At 38.5% G+C, this 17982-nt stretch carries 18 protein-coding genes; 14 read left to right on the forward strand and 4 right to left on the reverse strand.

Annotated features, from left to right (window positions below; all coding sequences use genetic code 11):
• Positions 1-74 precede the first annotated feature (74 nt).
• From VXN63_RS09630 to VXN63_RS09655, 6 genes are all read left to right on the forward strand, one after another.
• Positions 75-650 carry a TetR/AcrR family transcriptional regulator gene (locus VXN63_RS09630; protein ID WP_327757844.1) on the forward strand — a complete coding sequence of 192 codons (576 nt, stop codon included), beginning with the start codon at positions 75-77 and terminating at the stop codon, positions 648-650.
• A gap of 142 nt (positions 651-792) precedes the next feature.
• Positions 793-1656, forward strand: a complete 864-nt coding sequence (locus VXN63_RS09635; protein WP_327757845.1) for an alpha/beta fold hydrolase — start codon at positions 793-795, stop codon at positions 1654-1656.
• 17 nt (positions 1657-1673) lie between these two features.
• The gene (locus VXN63_RS09640) at positions 1674-2324 is read left to right on the forward strand and encodes a DUF998 domain-containing protein (protein WP_327757846.1); all 651 of its coding nucleotides are present in this window, start codon (positions 1674-1676) and stop codon (positions 2322-2324) included.
• A gap of 93 nt (positions 2325-2417) precedes the next feature.
• Positions 2418-3407, forward strand: a complete 990-nt coding sequence (locus tag VXN63_RS09645; RefSeq protein ID WP_327757939.1) for a LacI family DNA-binding transcriptional regulator — start codon at positions 2418-2420, stop codon at positions 3405-3407.
• Between the two features lie 51 nt (positions 3408-3458).
• Positions 3459-5150, forward strand: a complete 1692-nt coding sequence (locus VXN63_RS09650; protein ID WP_327757847.1) for an alpha-glucosidase — start codon at positions 3459-3461, stop codon at positions 5148-5150.
• 2 nt (positions 5151-5152) lie between these two features.
• Complete coding sequence (locus VXN63_RS09655) at positions 5153-6574, forward strand: PTS transporter subunit EIIC (protein WP_327757848.1); 1422 nt, start codon at positions 5153-5155, stop codon at positions 6572-6574.
• 44 nt (positions 6575-6618) lie between these two features.
• On the opposite strand, the gene VXN63_RS09660 is transcribed toward VXN63_RS09655, so the two are convergent.
• Positions 6619-7242: a DapH/DapD/GlmU-related protein gene (locus VXN63_RS09660; protein WP_327757849.1), complete on the reverse strand. Its 624-nt coding sequence runs from the start codon at positions 7240-7242 to the stop codon at positions 6619-6621.
• A gap of 103 nt (positions 7243-7345) precedes the next feature.
• Here VXN63_RS09660 and VXN63_RS09665 point away from each other — a divergent pair, with 103 nt between their 5' ends.
• On the forward strand, positions 7346-8560 hold the full coding sequence (locus tag VXN63_RS09665; protein ID WP_327757850.1) for an NAD(P)-dependent oxidoreductase: 1215 nt from the start codon (positions 7346-7348) through the stop codon (positions 8558-8560).
• 55 nt (positions 8561-8615) lie between these two features.
• Here the strand turns inward: VXN63_RS09665 and VXN63_RS09670 are convergent, their stop codons facing one another.
• Together VXN63_RS09670 and VXN63_RS09675 are read right to left on the reverse strand one after the other, a co-directional pair.
• Positions 8616-9215: an acetate uptake transporter gene (locus VXN63_RS09670; protein ID WP_327757851.1), complete on the reverse strand. Its 600-nt coding sequence runs from the start codon at positions 9213-9215 to the stop codon at positions 8616-8618.
• Between the two features lie 157 nt (positions 9216-9372).
• Positions 9373-9864, reverse strand: coding sequence for a cupin domain-containing protein (locus VXN63_RS09675; protein WP_327757852.1), 492 nt, complete (start codon positions 9862-9864; stop codon positions 9373-9375).
• Between the two features lie 142 nt (positions 9865-10006).
• On the opposite strand from VXN63_RS09675, the gene VXN63_RS09680 reads away from it, so the two are divergent.
• From VXN63_RS09680 to VXN63_RS09690, 3 genes are read left to right on the forward strand one after another with little or no spacing between them, the layout of a single operon-like run.
• Positions 10007-10930: an alpha/beta hydrolase gene (locus tag VXN63_RS09680; RefSeq protein ID WP_327757853.1), complete on the forward strand. Its 924-nt coding sequence runs from the start codon at positions 10007-10009 to the stop codon at positions 10928-10930.
• Between the two features lie 33 nt (positions 10931-10963).
• Positions 10964-12400 (forward strand): alcohol acetyltransferase, encoded by a 1437-nt coding sequence (locus VXN63_RS09685; RefSeq protein ID WP_327757854.1) that lies wholly within the window; start codon positions 10964-10966, stop codon positions 12398-12400.
• Positions 12360-13028: a DUF6320 domain-containing protein gene (locus VXN63_RS09690; protein ID WP_327757855.1), complete on the forward strand. Its 669-nt coding sequence runs from the start codon at positions 12360-12362 to the stop codon at positions 13026-13028. Before VXN63_RS09685 ends, VXN63_RS09690 begins: the two co-directional genes overlap by 41 nt.
• A 61-nt stretch (positions 13029-13089) precedes the next feature.
• Here the strand turns inward: VXN63_RS09690 and VXN63_RS09695 are convergent, their stop codons facing one another.
• Complete coding sequence (locus VXN63_RS09695) at positions 13090-13584, reverse strand: kinase (protein ID WP_327757856.1); 495 nt, start codon at positions 13582-13584, stop codon at positions 13090-13092.
• Between the two features lie 229 nt (positions 13585-13813).
• On the opposite strand from VXN63_RS09695, the gene VXN63_RS09700 reads away from it, so the two are divergent.
• The 4 genes from VXN63_RS09700 to VXN63_RS09715 are packed head-to-tail and all read left to right on the forward strand — an operon-like array spanning position 13814 to position 17971.
• Complete coding sequence (locus tag VXN63_RS09700; protein WP_327757857.1) at positions 13814-15919, forward strand: BglG family transcription antiterminator; 2106 nt, start codon at positions 13814-13816, stop codon at positions 15917-15919.
• A 2-nt stretch (positions 15920-15921) separates the two neighbouring features.
• Complete coding sequence (locus VXN63_RS09705) at positions 15922-16230, forward strand: PTS sugar transporter subunit IIB (RefSeq protein ID WP_327757858.1); 309 nt, start codon at positions 15922-15924, stop codon at positions 16228-16230.
• Between the two features lie 23 nt (positions 16231-16253).
• Positions 16254-17543: a PTS sugar transporter subunit IIC gene (locus VXN63_RS09710; RefSeq protein ID WP_327757859.1), complete on the forward strand. Its 1290-nt coding sequence runs from the start codon at positions 16254-16256 to the stop codon at positions 17541-17543.
• Between the two features lie 17 nt (positions 17544-17560).
• The gene (locus VXN63_RS09715) at positions 17561-17971 is read left to right on the forward strand and encodes a tetratricopeptide repeat protein (protein ID WP_327757860.1); all 411 of its coding nucleotides are present in this window, start codon (positions 17561-17563) and stop codon (positions 17969-17971) included.
• Positions 17972-17982 lie beyond the last annotated feature (11 nt).

Genomic DNA, 17982 nt, shown 5'->3' on the forward strand with positions numbered 1-17982 from the left:
AGTACAACACACAGTCATTCTGCATATGTTGAAATTCACACAAAAAGAGCAAAAGTGTTGAAAGAGGGAAAATCATGAAAGAAAATCGAAGCGTACAAAGGACAAAACGCAACTTAAAAGACACATTAATCCAACTTTTAAAGGAAAAATCGATTCACCAAGTAAAAGTTAAAGAATTAACTGAAAAAGCAGATATCAATCGTGGAACTTTTTACTTCCACTATTCAGATATTTATGAGTTATTGGACGAGCTGGAAGATGATGTGTTCACTGAATTAGAAAGTTTGTTTGATCAATATGATGGTGTTTTACCAGAAGATACAGTCAAACCCCCTTTACTAGAAGTTTTATTTTCAAGTTTGTTTGAAAAAAGAGACATCATTTATATTTTGTTAGGCCCAAATGGTAGTCGTTCATTTTCTTCTCGAATTGATGGTTGGGTCGATTACCATTCCCGCAACATTTTGCAAAGTGCCTTTCCACAAGTAGAACCGGACTATCACCGTTTAGTTTCAGCATTTTTGATTCGAGGCGTGATTGGGACGTTTAAAACGTGGTATGAAACCGGTCAAAAACAAACGCATCAAGAATTGACCGATATTATTAGAAACATTATCTGGAATACCCCTATCAAAAGAACTGAAAAGTAGTCAACTTTAAGGTCAGGATATAGCAACAAAAGTGTTATAGGGGCAACTTTTAGCGTTTTTTACTATAATGAGTATGGATAATCACAAAAAGGAATCGATAAGGGGAATATAGGGAAATCTGATTGAAAAGGAGAAGTGTCTTATGAATGAGATAGAACATGCTTATATTCAAACAAATGGTATTCAACTCCATGTTGCTCAACAAGGACCGGATGATGGTGAACTGGTCTTGTTGCTCCATGGATTCCCGGAATTCTGGTATGGATGGCGTAAACAGATGGCAGAACTGGCAGAACAAGGCTACCGAGTATGGGCACCTGATCAACGTGGTTATAATTTAAGTGACAAACCAGAAAACGTAAAAGACTACGACATGAAAGAATTAGTGGAAGATATCGCAGGGTTGATTCGACAGTCGGGCAGAGATCAAGTGATTCTTGCCGGACATGATTGGGGTGGAATTGTCTCTTGGAAAGTTGCAGAAACGTATCCAGAGCTAATTAAGAAGATGATGATTTTGAATGCACCGCACTTAGCTGCTATGAGCAAACATGTCTTGGAACATCCGTCACAACTACTGAAAAGTTCCTATATTTTATTTTTCCAGCTAAGAGGCATTCCTGAGAAATTGGTCAGTCGTGCGAACTGGGGAGTAGCTACAAGTGCTTTAATCGGAAGTAGTTTGAAAGGTACATTCAGCTCGAGAGACTTACAAGAATATCGATTAGCCTGGTCTCAACCGAATGCTATGACCACCATGATCAACTGGTATCGGGCCAATGGAAAGAATATGATGAATGCAAGTGCTACTTCCAATATTACCGTCCCTACTTATATTATTTGGGGTATGAACGATCAGTTTTTAGGCAAAGAGCTTGCAAGTAAGAGTCTGGATTACTGTGAGGATGGCAAAGGTATCTTGGTTGGAGATACAACACACTGGCTGCATCACGAGAAGGCAAGACAAATTAGTCAAATAATGATTGATTACATCAAAGAAGATTAAAAGAAGGAGGGGTTGTTTTGAAAAGAATTTATTCAAGAAGATTATTGTTAGGAGCTATTCTCTTTATTGCAGCCTCTACAGTTTATTTAACCGCAGAAGCCATCTCCGCTCATGCTTGGACGGATCCGGAGTATGGATATGCTTTTCATTATATTAGTGATTTAGGTGTTGCCAAAAGGATGACCATTGATGGACGAGCGGTCTTTTCACCACTTGCGAACGTAATGAATGGTGGGTTTATCGTGTACGGTATCCTTTCGACGAGCGCTTACTTGCTCACCATCCGTTTAGTGCAGAAAAAAGCACGCGTACTCGTTTCCGCTGCCGCAGTTGTTCAGGGCATTGGGAATATTTTAGTTGGACTGTTTCCGGGAGAATCTTATAGTTATGCGAACATGCATGTTATCGGAGCAGGCATGGCGATTATCGCTGGGAATCTTACTCTAATTTTAATAGGCATTTATTTGAACAAACAGTATCGTTTACCCAAAAGAATCGCTATAGGATTGGGTGTTTTTGGATTACTTGCATTAAGCTTTATGCTGACATACGATTTTGGTTACCCGGCTGTATTTGAGCGGTTATCTGTCTATACGATGACGGTTTGGAATTTGATTTTTGGGATCTGGCTGATACAGAAAAGTAAAGTCCGAATTAAAAGAAATTGATTCAATCTTTTTTAAAGTTCTTGACATAGTGAGGAGACTATATTATTATTTGTGGTAACGATATCATAAAGAGGGTGTTTACTGATTGCAACGATAAAAAATGTAGCGAAACTAGCAGGTGTATCTGTTTCTACTGTCTCCCGCTACTTAAATGATCACCCTTACATTGCAGAAGGAAAAAGAGAGAGTATAAAAAAAGCAATGAAAGAGCTAGATTATGTGCCAAGCTCAGTTGCGACTCAATTAAGATCAAAAAAAGGCACAATGATTGGCGTCTTAGTTTCTAGAATTACTAACCCGTTTTTTTCTTACTTGATTGACACAATCGAAAAGCAAGCAAGATTAAATGGTTATTCTGTACTTATTATTCAGACGTACGATGATAGAGAAGCAGAAATAAAAATACTCGAAATGTTAAAACAGAAAGTCATTAGTGGTTTGATCATGTGCTCAGTTGAAAATACTGCAGATGTCATTGATCCTTATCAAAAATATGGACCGATTGTTCTTTGCAATGAGCGCCTTGAAGGATCCAAACTTCCTAAAATACTGACGGATCAGGAAAAGGCCACGTATGAAGCCATCCATTATCTTATAGAAAAAGGAAACCAGCGCATTGCATATTGCACGGGAGGATCTTTTTTAGACACTGGACATGGTTCCTCTAGAAATAGAGGATTTAAAGCAGCCATGGAAGCAAATAATCTATTGATTAAAGATAATTTGATTTTCAGAGACATGCATACAATAGACGATGGTAGAAAAGTAGCTGCTCATTTACTACAAGAGGATACGACCAACTTTCCAGAAGCTGTGTTTGCTGGAAGTGATGAAGTTGCTAGCGGAATGGTAGAAGTGTTTCTTGCAAAAGGAAAACGAGTTCCAGAAGACGTTGCTGTCATGGGATTTGACAATCAACCGTTCGCTTCAATGGTATCCGTACCCTTAACTACCGTAGAGCAACCTGTACATGCCCTAGGAGAAGAGGCCACCAAATTGATGCTTCATCTCCTAAATGGTCAAGCTTACGAAATTAATCATGAACAACTGAACTTAACTATTGTAAAAAGAGAATCTGCTTAGCAGATTCTTATATATAAACAATGTGATATCGATACCACAAGGGGGATAATAATGGAATTAACTAAAACTTATTCAAAAACATGGTGGAAAGAGGAAGTCGTCTATCAAATTTATCCAAAGAGTTTCTACGACACGAATGATGATGGGATTGGAGACATAAAGGGGATAACAGAAAAATTAGATTATCTAAACTCACTAGGTATAACCATGATCTGGATCTGTCCCGTTTTTCCTTCTCCTATGGTAGATAACGGCTATGATATCTCCGATTTCCAAGGTATTCATTCAGATTTTGGAACAATGGAGGATTTCGATGTTTTATTGGAAAAAGCAAAGTCCAAGGGCATTAAAATTGTTTTGGACTTAGTCGTCAACCACACATCTGATGAACATAGTTGGTTTAAACAAGCCATTGAAAGTGAATCAAGCCCTTATAGAGACTATTATATTTTTAAGGAAAGTCAAATTAATCAGCCACCTAACAATTGGCGTTCAATTTTTGGAGGAAGTGTGTGGGAGCCTGTAGCTAACGAGCCTGGAACGTATTATTTTCATACTTTTGATAAAAGACAGCCCGATTTGAATTGGGAAAATGCAGCACTCAGAGAAGAAGTATATGACATGGTCAATTGGTGGTTAGACAAAGGGATTGCGGGCTTTCGTATCGATTCAATCACTTTTATCAAAAAAGATCAGGATTATAGTAGTTTGTCTCCCGATGGAGCAGATGGTTTGGCAAGTGTTAAACACAAAGGAAGAAATAGACCAGGCATCGAGATATTCCTAAAGGAATTGAACGAAAGAACATTTAATAACTATCAATGTGTCAGCATTGGGGAAGCTCCTGGTGTGACCTATGAAGAGTTTGATCAGTATATAGGAAAAGACGGCTACTTTAATATGATCTTTGATTTCAAATATGCTGATATCGATGTTATGAGCGGAAGCGAATGGTTCAGAAAGACGAACTGGACGGTAGATGAATTGAAAGAAAAAATCACACTGAGTCAAGAAGCACTTCAAAATACTGGGTGGGGTGCTAACTTCTTGGAAAATCACGACCAGCCTAGGTCAGTATCAAAGTATATTCAAGACAAAGAATACCATAATCGTATTGGTGCTACTGCTTTAGCTTCGCTTTTCTTTTTCTTACGAGGCACGCCTTTCATTTACCAAGGACAAGAAATCGGCATGCTGAATTTCAATCGATCATCTCTAGAGGATTTCAATGATGTATCAAGTATAGATAATTATCATCGTTCTATACTAGAAGGTTTTTCAAAAACTGAAGCACTGGCCTTTGTTAACGAACGTTCCAGGGACAACGGACGGACTCCTATGCAGTGGGATAAATCAATGAATGGAGGATTCTCTAAAAATCAAGAGACTTGGTTGAAGCTAGCGGATGATGCGCTAGAAGCAAACGTAGCTGATCAGGAGATGGATACGGATTCTGTACTAAATTTTTATAGAAAAATGATTCAATTAAGAAATCAATCTGAATACAAAGAAACGCTTATTTACGGTGAATTTGAACCACTTGAAACAGACGGACCTGTTATAGGTTATTCAAGAAAAGCTGACCACGTGGTTGAAAGTTATACAAATCTGAGCAGTGAAAAACAAACCATTAGCTGCACGTTTAAAAAAGTACTATTAAATAATTACTCAGAAGTTGAAGTGACTCACAAAGCTATCGTACTTCAACCGTATCAAACTATTCTTATTGAGAAAGAGGGATAAACATGACAAATTATGATCAAATTGCAAGAGAAATCGTAGAGGTAGTGGGAGAGGATAATATTCTTTCCTCTACTCACTGCGCTACGCGTCTACGACTTCAAGTCAAAGATAGAACAGTGATCAATGATGAAGAAGTAGAAGCAATCGACCAAGTTAAAGGTGTATTCTTTAATGCTGGTCAGTACCAAATCATTCTAGGGACTGGCGTAGTCAATAAAGTTTACAATTCACTGCAATCGCTTTATTCATATGAAGAAGTCTCAAAGGATCAGATGAGTATGGATAGTGCGTCTCCGTTGCAACGAAGTATTAGGAATTTGGCTGATATATTTGTTCCAATTATTCCTATACTAGGTGCTACAGGTCTTTTTCTAGGATTAAAAGGTGTTCTATTTAATGAATCCGTTTTATCTGTCTTTGGTCTTTCGCCTGAAGCCATTCCGATTTGGTTAACGACAATGGCTACAGTTTTGACGGATACGGCTTTTGGATTTCTAACAGCCTTTATTTGCTGGTCTGCTTTTAAGAAAAAAGGGGGACTACCAATTATAGGATTCTTGATAGGATTAATGCTTGTTTCTCCAGCTTTACCGAATGCTTATGATGTCGCTTCTGGAGCAGCTGAGCCAATTATGGCTTTTGGGCTGTTTCCACTTGTCGGATATCAAGGATCTATACTGACAGCACTGGTTACGGGAATACTAGGGGCTAAATTGGAATTGAAGCTTCGAAATATTATGCCTAATTCAATGGATCTCATCTTCACACCATTCGTTGTGATTTTAGCTTCTGTCGTTCTTGCGTTGTTTGTATTAGGTCCAATTGTTCATTTGTTCGAAGAACAAGCTGTAAAAGCCATTGAGTACTTTTTACATCTTCCACTTGGAATTGGTGGATTAATTATTGGAGCTTTGTACCCACTGTTTGTTATTACAGGAATGCACCATATGTTTATTATGATGGAAACCTCTTTGATTGCTACAACAGGATTCAATCCTTTAATCACTGTTTGTGCAATGTATGGTTTCGCCAATGCTGCAGTTTGTTTAGCAATATCGTTGAAAACAGATAAACCAGCTATGAAAACAGCTGGAATATCAGCAACGGCTACACAATTGCTAGGAGTAAGTGAACCCGCATTATTTGGTGTTATCTTAAGATATGGCTTGAAGGCAATTGGGATTGTCGTTGCTACTTCAGGAATCAGTGGTATGATTCTTTCATTACTAAATATTCAAGCAAATAGTTACGGTCTGGCTGTCTTACTATCACCGCTTATGTATATTTACGATCGTAATCAATTTTTGACTTATGTTATCGTGGGTATCTTGACGTTTATTGTCGCATATATATCGACTAACATCATATTGTTCAGCAGGTTTAAAAAAGTGAATTTAGTTTCAAGAAAAAGTGTTCGTGGCTAAGTATTGAAAAGAAGACCTCTCAACCAAAGTTGGGAGGTCTTCTTTTATGGTTGGTACTTCTCAACAAAGTCTTCAATGGGTAATTTTAAGTCTTCATAACGTTCTTCTAGTTCTGCTCTTGACCAGTTCCACCACTTGATTTGTAATAGTTTTTCTTGGATGTCTTTAGGGAATCGCTCTTTTAGCGGTTTAGCAGGAATACCTCCTACGATCGTATAAGGCGCTACATCTTTAGTAATGACTGCTCCGGCTCCAATCACCGCGCCGTCTCCAACTGTTACACCAGATTGAATAGTCACACCGTGGCCAATCCAGACATCATTTCCAATTGTTGTGATTTTTTGTTTTCTTTTTTCAAGAAACTGGGTATCTTTATTCGGGAAGCCGTACCCATCTCCGTTATAGGCAAATAAATGCTGAGAGGGTCTTTCGTATGGGTGGTTTGTGGGCCCAATTCTGACCATATCTGCTATACTTGCAAAACGACCAATAATTGAATTCTGAACATAACAGTAACTACCAGTGTAACTATAACCTCCGATTTTCGAATTATCGACGCTATTGGATGATCCCAACTCCACGTATTCTCCAAAGGTTGTATCTTTGATTTGACTATTGTCTCCAATAACGGGACGATCGGGATAAAGCTCAACCGTTTCAATGTGCACTGTAAAACACCCTCTCCAAACTTTTATTTTAGTTTAACCAATGATAGAATAAAATGCAAAGTGTAAATGAGCAGATTCAAGAAGTTCTATAGGAGGCGATAAAGTGTACGACATCAAAGCCATAGATTCCTTTTCCAATAAACAATTGGCTAAATTAAAGCATGCCAAAGCTAAAGTGGTGGAAACGGAGCGACCGCATGGCATTATGGTCAGAAGTTCTGTTGTTCCAGATCATTTGTTGACGGAAGATCTTCTCGTGATTTCAAGATCTGGTGTTGGGGTCAATACGATCAATGTCGATGCCTCTACGGGAAAGGGTATTGCCGTTTTAAATACACCTGGCGTCAATGCGAATGCTGTAAAAGAAGCTGTTCTCAGCAGCTTGTTTGCCGCTGTTCGTCCAATTGGGCCAGCATCTGAAATGGTTCAAACATTGGAAGGACCGGATTTACTGAGACAAGCAGAAGATAAACGAGAAGACTTTGTAGGGAGAGAACTGCAAGGAAAAGTGATCGGTGTTGTAGGGCTTGGGTCAATTGGTTCTCAGGTTGCGAGAAGTTGTTATGACTTGGGAATGGAAGTTCTTGGATACGCCAGATCTGACAAAGACTTGGACTATGTAGAACAGTTGGATCTTGAAGAACTACTGCGTCAATCTGATTTTGTTGTGTTGACTTTACCATTGACGGACGAAACAAGAGACATTCTATCAAAAGAGCAATTGCTGTTGATGAAACAAGGGGCTTATTTATTGAATTTTGGAAGAGGGCCACTTGTCAACAATGAAGATTTGATAGAAGTACTAAATACTGACCAAATTGCTGGATATATAACGGATTTTCCAGAGGAAGTTTTACTGGGGCACGAAAAAATTACCCTACTCCCACACATCGGCGGAAATACTCAAGAAGCCTTGGAAGGCGGAGAACGCTTAGCTAGAAAGTCACTCAGTGATTTTCTTTTATTTGGAACAGTCAGAGATTCAGTCAATTTTCCTGGGGCGAGACAGTTGTTTCATTCTCCCTACCGTGTAACGGTGTTTTACGAGGAAACGATGGATACTTTGCCGGAAATCATTCAGATGTTTAATCATTTCGATTTGCGTATGGGTGACATGACGAGTAATCGAAAAAATGGCTATGTTTATGTACTGATCGATTTGGAGGAAGGGCTTGATAAAATCGAAGGGGCTGTAAAAGAAATCCAACAGATTTCAACCGTCAAGCGCGTTCGAATACTAAAAAGACCACACTATAAACGGTCAAGAGGGCGTCGAAATAAGAAAGCTAAAGTCGTTCCTAAATCAAATGAACAATAAAAAATACCATCCAATGTTGATTGGATGGTATTTCTGTTTGATTCAATGAACCAGTTTAGTTAACGTCGCCTAAAGGCATAAGGTTTTTCTTATATAGTTCATTGATGACTTGAGCTAAACCAGCATAGATAGCTGAGAAACCACAGATGATGCCTTCGTAACCAGCGATTGTCATGATCATTGATGAACCAGTGAAGTTTCCGATAGCTAGTAAAAAGAATAACAGCGCTAATGAACCGAAAACAACTTGTAAGGCACGACTAATTCTAAGAGTTCCGATAAACATAACTAAAGTAAATAATCCCCACATGAATAAGTAAGCACCCATAGCTTCTGATGAAGTTGGTTCACCTAATCCAAGCATTGGTAATAAGTTCAATGCCGCAAATGATAGCCAGAAAAATCCGTATGACGTGAAAGCAGTTGTACCGAAAGTGTTGTTCTTTTTAAATTCCATGATCCCAGCAACGACTTGTGCAAGTCCTCCGTAGAAAATACCCATTGCAATAATCATAGGGTTGATTGGAAAGAATCCAGCATTGTGAATGTTCAACAATACCGTTGTCATTCCGAATCCAAGCAATCCAAGTGGTGCAGGATTAGCAGTTATTTCACTAAAAGACATGTGCTTGCCTTCTAAATTACCATTACTCATTTTTTGTTTCTCCTTTTAGGTCTTGTCGTGGTTAGTCACGCGATTTCAATTATACAGTAGCGCCAAGCCAAGTCAAACAAAAGTTAAGGAGAAAAAAAGACAATTTTTACTAAAGGGAGAAGCTTTCAAAGAGGTCCTTTCAAAACAAGATGATATCTTATTCAGGAAGCGTTTCATATGCTAATTTAGTGATAATTTCTTTGTGTTCGGGATATTCATTCAGTAATTCAGCTTGCGTAAATAATTTGAAATCTGAGAAATCAAAACCGGGAACGACGGTGCAGCTGACTAGAGCGTATCCATCTTCAACAGTGGATCCAAAAATGGTTCCAGCTGGGACGGTATACTGGGGAGATTCCCCTTGGGATAAATTCAGTCCAAGTTTATGTTGACTGTAAGAACCATCTGGATTTAGAGAATGGACAGTTAAAGGAGATCCAGTATGGAAAAACCACAGCTCATCTGAAGTCAGTTGATGGAAATGAGAAGCATTTTCTTTTGTGAGTAAAAAGAAAATATTCGTATATAAGGGTAAATTTTTTTTACTAGCTGGGTACTGTTGAGCGCTGATATCTGTCTGAACAAAGTAGCCTCCCTCAGGATGAGCCGTTAGATTCAATTCTTGTATCCATTCTTTGGCAGTCTTCAATTAAATCAGTCCTTCCAGCTTCTAATGTGAACAAGTTTACCATATCTATACACAGAATCTAGATGGGGAATAGACTGTTTTAATGTCTGTGAAAGGTTTTCGTGATAAACTGTAGAAAAGTTAAAGATAATGAGGCCGAATTATGAATCCATTCTTCAAGTTGATTTTAAAGCTGATGTCTTCTCCGAAAATTGATATTCAAGAAGATTATCAGTCAATTAGAAAATTTCAGCAGATTTTCTATGCTAAGCCCAAAAGATCTTACCGGATATTAGATGAGCAGATTTATTCTGAAGATCGTTCGCACAAGATTGATGTCCGAGTTTTTATGCCTAAAAAGAAAAAACACGAAGAACCTGTTTTGTTCATCCACGGCGGCGGTTGGGTTATTGGAGATATTGATTCCTATACAAGAGCCTGCATAAACCTTGCGGATGCGCTGGGAAGGGTAGTATACTCAGTGGACTATAGATTAGCACCTGAATATCCTTATCCAGCTGGTCTTGAGGACTGTTTCCGTGCAGCTGAAATTTTACTTGAACAGTTAGAATTCACTGGCCCAGAAGATACCTCTAAATGGATCATTATGGGGGACTCTGCGGGAGGAAACCTGGCGGCTGTCGTCAGTATCTTATTAAGAGAAAAAGGGCGGACGCAGCCTTATAAACAGATTTTACTCTATCCGGTCACCTATTGGGATCATACTGAAGCGTCTCCGTTTGAATCAATCAGACGAAATGGTCACGACTATGGACTAACAATTGATAAAATCCAAAGTTATATGGAATTATATGTTCCAGACGAAGCTGAGCGCAAGAACTATAAAGTTGCCCCTTTAATGACTGAAGATTTATCGAACCAGCCAGAGACATTGGTGATCACTGCAGAGTATGATCCGCTTTGTGATGAAGGAGAAGCTTACGCGAGTGCTTTATTTAAAAGTGGCAACAAAGTTCGATTGCACCGAGTAGAAAATGCCGTCCACGGATTTATTACGTATCCAAAATTTGCAACACCGCTAGATGAGTCTTTCCGGATCATAAATGATTTTCTGACTAGAGATTAAAACGAGACGTCGCACTAAAGAGGGGGACAAGGTTTGGAGAGAAGGAATTGGGTCAGACTGGATAATGCATCCAATATTTTTCTGGCAGCTAAAAATGATGTGGACACAAAAGTATTTCGACTGAGTGCTGAATTAGAAGGAACAATCAATCCGAGAATTCTACAGCGTGCGCTGGAGGCTGTTTACAAGCAGTATGCATTATACCGTAGTGTACTTAGAAGAGGATTGTTCTGGTATTATTTGGAAGAAAGTAATTTGAGACCGGTAGCTAGACCAGAAACCAAACCACCCTGTGCCCCGATTTATCATTTCGACCGAAAAGAATTGTTGTTCCGAGTACTTTACCATAATGACCGTATCCATCTGGAAGTATTTCACGCATTGTCTGATGGGACAGGAGCGCAGTGGTTCTTTGAAGACTTGGTATCCAAGTATGTTGCCTTGATGTATCTGGACATTCACGGCGAAGAAAATCAAAAAGAACAAGCTCGAGTAGCGGATCAAAGAGAAGATAGCTTTGCTAAATATTTTAGAAAAAGTCGTCAGAAGAACTTTAGAAAAGCAGCTTTATCTGCTCTGGAAAAGATTTATCTGGAAAGAGAGTCAGATATGCCTGCAAGTAAGCGTTCTACGCCCTCAGCAATGATGGATGCGCCTGATTTAGGGGATCAAGAAGACGATCAAAAAGCGATTTACCGAATTAAAGGACAAAAGACACCGGATAATCGAACAAGAGTCATTGAATTAGATCTGCCTTTGGATCAGACACTGAAACTAGCTAAGTCATTTAATGTATCGCTGACCGTTTATTTAACGGCCCTCTACCTTTTAGCTGTTGAGCAAACAAAAGATAGAGAGTCAAAACCTTCAGCCATAGCGGTTTCGGTACCTGTCAATCTCAGGCAGTATTTTCCTTCTTCGTCAGCTAGAAACTTTTTTACCACGGTGAAATTGAAAACGGTGATTGAAAAGAGAGAACGACCTGATTTCCAAAAGCTCTGTACAACTCTTGCTGAACAGCTTAAATCACAAACAGGGTCTGAATATTTAGAAGAGAGACTGAATCGATTTATCTCATTTGAACTAAATCCATTTATTCGAATACAACCGAGACCGCTCAAAGATTTCATATTGAAAATGATCAATAAATTTCATAACCGAAAAGTGACAGTTGCCATGTCCAATTTGGGTAGAATTGAGTTCCCCGAACAAGTCAGACCTTATGTTCGTTCTGTCTACTTCCATACTTCTGCGATTCGACCGCAGTTTTGTATGATCAGTCACGAAAATAGTTTAACGGTTAGTTTCACAACCCCATTTGTGGACACGATTATTCAAAAACGTTTTGTCGAATTGCTGAGCCAAGAACAGATTCCCGTGACTGTCACAGCCAATAAAGTGACCAAGGAAGAACTGGAGGAGAAAACAGATGAATCCATGTCCTCACTGTCAGACGATAATAAAGGGTGAGTGGTCAGAGTGCCCGCTTTGTGGGCAGCAAATCATGCAGCTAGAGCAAACAGAAGTAGTATCTGACCCCTTTCCAGCTATTCCTTTACGGTTTAATAGAGCGCGTATAACAAAGCTGTTGACGCTAGTATCAGTGGTCGCTATTGTTATCTATTTTCTAGTTCAATGGCTTTGGTCTTTTGAGTTTTTTGGATTGGATTACGTTGTCTTTGGAATTATGAGCATGTGGATGGTTGTTTTGATTATTATCCGCAAACGCCGAAATATCACGAAGGGGATTTTGTATCTGATCCTGCTCTTATCTGGGATTAGTTTGTATTTTGACTTTATCAATGACTGGTCAGGCTGGTCCATTACGTACTCTATCCCCATTATCTGTATTTTCGCGCTGGTTGCTATGTTTCTCGCGATTCAAATGGTGCGTCTGGATACAGAAGATTATGTTTTGTATCTTCAGGCAGCTGCTTTACTAGGATTTATTCCATTGATTTTCCTTTTGATGGGTTGGACAACTCAGCCCTTACCTAGCTTGATCTCTTTTATGATTAGTACCATGATGTTCTGGTCTGTAATTATCTTACATGGAAAAGAAATTAGAAGAACTTTGAGAAGAATCGTAGATGTATAAGAAGAATTGAATAGAGAAAAAACGCGCTGATCATGGATCAGTGCGTTTTTTAGTATGGACTTTAATGGGATATGTCTAACTGGATACCTCTCATGATCTCTAAAAGCGTATGACCTTCTGTGAAATGAGATTCATTTGGGAACCCTAAATAATCTTGTTCATTCCACCAACTACGCATAGCCGTTTCACCGAAATCATTGAATTTATCTCTAGTCTGGTGCCTTTTCAAAGTTTCTTCAAAGCTTAAATCAAAATAGTAGGCTAAGTAATCTTCGTCACATAGCTCGATAAGCGTTTCAAACATATCCGCGTACCAGTCTTTTTTGAAAATCCCTTCAATAATAATATAAGAACAGACTTGCTGACCGTAACGAACCATTTCTATGATCAATGGAATAATTAAGTTGTCAGGACCGTCAGAAGTGCACATGATCTCTCTTCTGATAACATCTTGAGAAAGAAGCATGGTATTGGCACCAAGATAAGATTGAAGTTCCAGAGCCGTAGTAGATTTCCCACTCCCTGAATTTCCGCGAATAATAATGAGTTTGGACATCAGTAACCTCCCGAAATGTATGTACTACACCGACTATACTATTTTTTGAAAGAAGATACGATAGATAAATTGGTTAAAGTATATTAGAGTTAATAATAGAGAAAAATAAGTTGTGATGAGGATATCGAATGTAGCGCTTACAATATTGCCATCTGAGATTGCAACAATCTCTACTGATATTCTATTCAAAGACATTTTATACTGTAGTCAGATAAGGAGTTGTTATAAGTTGAAAGATCGAACTTTAAAAACATTAAGCAGGTTAGTGAATGCAGACCTACCTTTATCTATAGAAACGCTGAAAGTGGAATTCAATGTTAGCCCAAGAACGATCAGAAGTGAGATCAGCGAAATTAATCATTTTCTCGAAGACGAAGGAATTTCTAGAATTCAAACGATTAGAGGAAAAGGATTTATTCTGAACCTTACTGAAGATGAAAAAAACCAGTTACAAGCACTCAGTGATCAAGAAAATGAAGAAGATTATCTATCAAGAGACGAAAGAATTGTGGATTTGATTCTCGCATTTTCATTATCGGAAGTTCCAATATTTTGTCATCAAAAAGAATTGGATTATCAAGTTTCCAAAAGCACGATGGATGAAGATATGAGAAGAGTTAGACAGATTCTGAGAACATACGATATAGAAGTCATCAGTACCATCAAGCAAGGTGTCCTATTACAAGGTACCGAACGCTCCATTAGAACAATGATTTATGACGTTATCAATAAATATGTCGGCTCGACGTCTACAACGGTTGAAAAGAAAACAGAAACGGTCATGAAGAAAATACTCAATCAATATATACCAATTAAACTGTTTAAAACACTAGATCAGATATATGATCAGACCATATCATCAACAGAAGAAAGTACGTATCGTGATCAGATGATTTTGTTTACGGCTGTATGGATTAACCGATATTGTACTAAACAAATTATAGTTGGTACATCAGTAGAAACGGACAATAAGCGTCATTCGAAAATGAAGGCGTATACAGAGAAACTCTGTGAAGCGTTGAATGTGCGTCCGCCAGAACCCGAGATGCAGTATATTCGTTTTATGCTAGAGTCATTTACTTCAGAAAATACGACTGATTCAATCGAATGGGTACAAGCGCAGCTGCTATCTATCCAACTCATTCGACACGTTGAGAGAGCGACAAATATTCCATTCACTCGTGAAGAAGAATCACTTCAAAAAGGACTGTACAAACATATCCTTGGTTTGATCAATCGAGTGAAGAACCATATCCAGATTGTGAATCCACTAAAAGATACGATTCATAGTTACTACCAGGAAGTTTATCTAGCCATCAATGCTTTTGCACCTAATATTGAACAACTTACAGGGGAGACACTGACAGAAGATGAAATTGCCTTTTTAACCATTCATTTCTCAACATCAGTGAGTGCAATCAAGCGGGACTTGAAGTATACCTACAAAGCGGTTATCGTCTGCAACCACGGAATGGTAACAGGAAAGTTACTCTCAGAGAATCTAAAAGAACAATTCAATATTGATATTGTTGGTGTACTCAGTTCAAGAGAAACGGACTTGATTGAGAAGCTGGATGTAGATGTCGTATTTTCTACCTTACCACTTGATTATGATCAGAAACCGTTACTCGTACTTGATCCGATTATTAAAGAGGAAGATCAACAAACGATTGAAAGATTCTTGAAGTGTCATCAGCAATTTAAAAGATTAACGAACCAGTCCACAGATGCAACAGATTTATTCCATTCCTTTATTGAAATTATCGATAACAGTGGTGGGAAAGTTTCCAAGAACATCTATCAATCTTTGGAATCCTTATTCGATACACATCAATTAAAAATAAATAAAAAGGAGATTCAGCCTATGCTTAAGGATATTTTGGAAGACAAGGATATTTTACTTTCCGAACAAGCAGAAGACTGGAGTGATGCTATCAGAAAAGTTTCAGTCCCTTTGCTTGAGAAAGATATTATCGAAGAAAGATATGTAAACGCTATGATTCAATCTGTAGAAGAGTACGGTCCTTATATCGTTATCGGAGAACATATTGCATTAGCACATGCTAGACCAGAAGACGGTGTTAATAAGTTAGGCGTCAGTGTTGCAACCTTGAAGGAACCAATTGTGTTCGGTAATGAGGACAATGATCCAGTAAAAATTATCTTCTGTCTCGCAGCAGTAGATGCCTACTCACACTTGAACATCATGAAAAATCTTGTCGATTTGATCAATGATAAAGAAAAAATCGAAGAAATGGTTCAGTGTAGCGACATCGAAACGTTTAAAAATATTTTATATAGTGAAAATTCAAAAACAACAGAAACGGGGAGATAAAAATGGGTAAACAACTAACAATTTTATTCGTATGTGGAGCAGGTCTAGGCAGTAGCTTTGCCGCACAAATGTCAGCCGAAGATGTACTAAACGCTAAAGGTGTAAAAGCGAAGTTAGATCATGTGGATATTTCAAGTGCCGCTTCCATGAGTCCGGATATCATCATCACAGCACAGAACTTCAAGTCACAATTTGAAAAATTCAATATTGATGAAGCTAAAACATCTATTGTTTATCTGAAAAACATTGTCTCTAAACAAGAAATAGACGAAAAACTAACGCCTGTACTAGAAGCTAAAGGAGCTATCTAAGATTAGGATAGGGGGATAAAAATATGTCAGTCATAAATTTTATAGTGAATAATATTTTAACGCAGGCTTCTATTACCATCGCGTTGATCGCAATGCTTGGCTTGCTTTTACAAAAGAAATCGATGGGACAGGTCATATCCGGAACACTTAAAACGTTACTTGGTTTTCAAGTGCTTAGTGCCGGATCTGGGATTATTGTTGGGAGTTTAACGTATTTCGGAGAAATTTTCACAGTAGGTTTCGGTATGCAAGGAATTATTCCTTCGATAGAAGCCATAAATGGACAGGCAATGAATGAGTTAGGACTCGGAAGAGACATCGCCTTAACCTTTTTAGCGATTTTCGTCTTCAATATCCTGATTGCACGCTTCACTAGATGGAAATATATATTCCTGACTGGTCAAGCCATTTTATGGATGGCTACAATGACAACTGTCTTTGGATTCTTTGCAGGACTTAGAGGAATCACGTTGATTTTAGTGGGTGGATTTGTCGGGGCTGTCTTCGCAGTTGCGATGCCAGCAATGGCACAACCAATTATTCGTAAAGTAACGGGTTCAAATGATATTGCGTTAGGTCACTTCTGTACATTTGGCTACTTGTTTGAAGCAGGAGTTGCGAAACTCTTTGGAGAACGTGGAGAAAATAAGAAATCAATCGAAGATATTCAACTACCAGGATCTTTTGAATTCTTGCAAGATACGTATCTATCACTAATGGTTGTTATGGTCCCGCTCTACATCGTTACAGCTGCGTTCGCAGGTGATGAGTTTGCATCTACATTATCCGGCTCTCAAAACTATATCATGTTTGCATTCATACAAGCGATTCAGTTTGTGGTTGGAGTATATGTTCTACTAGCAGGTGTTCGTTTACTATTAGGCGAAATCGTACCTGCATTCAGAGGGATTGCAATGAAATTAGTTCCAGATGCGATTCCAGCGCTAGATTGTCCAGTATTCTTCCCTTATTCTCCAAACGCAGTAATTTTGGGATTCATTACAACGACAATCGGAACCGTGATTGCAATGTTCGTTTTACCAGTCTTTGGATTAGCGATGATTTTACCAGGTATGCTGACCAACTTCTTTGCTGGGGGAACAGCTGGAATATTCGGTAACGCAGTCGGAGGTCGAAGAGGGGCAATCATCGGCGGAATCGCACATGGATTCTTTATCACTCTCTTACCCGCTCTACTCGTTACAGCTTTCAACACACTAGGTTTTATTAACGCTACAGCAACAGATGTTGATACCGTCGTTGCGGCTCTACTGTACGCATGGATTCTAAGTCCAATCTTAAAAGTATTTTAAACTAAGGAGGAACGATGATGTTCGGACTATTTAAAAACAAAGATAAACAGAAACCAACGACTTCGGCAAAAATATCAGAGCCAACTCTTACAGAGGAAGAAAAAGCATCTCTGCTAAAAGAAGTGGAAGCATTACGTACTCAAGCAGAAGCAACAAACGATTCTGATAAAGAAGCTAAAGCAAAACTGTATGAAAAAATAGGCTTGAAGCAAGCCGAATTAACTCAGAACGAAGAAGCCATTACATCACTGGAAAAAAGTTTAGAATACAAACTGTCCATCGGGGATGGGTATAAAAAGTTGATGAATTTATACAACGCTAAACGAGCAGAATCAGCTCGAAGTGGTAATGATGAAGGTATTGAATACTACATGAATAAAATGGACGACATGAGACAAATTGCTAAAAAAGTAACGACATCTAGATAAAAAAGGGAGAG

Source organism: Marinilactibacillus sp. XAAS-LB27 (genome assembly GCF_036039175.1).
Taxonomy (GTDB): Bacteria; Bacillota; Bacilli; order Lactobacillales; family Carnobacteriaceae_A; genus Marinilactibacillus.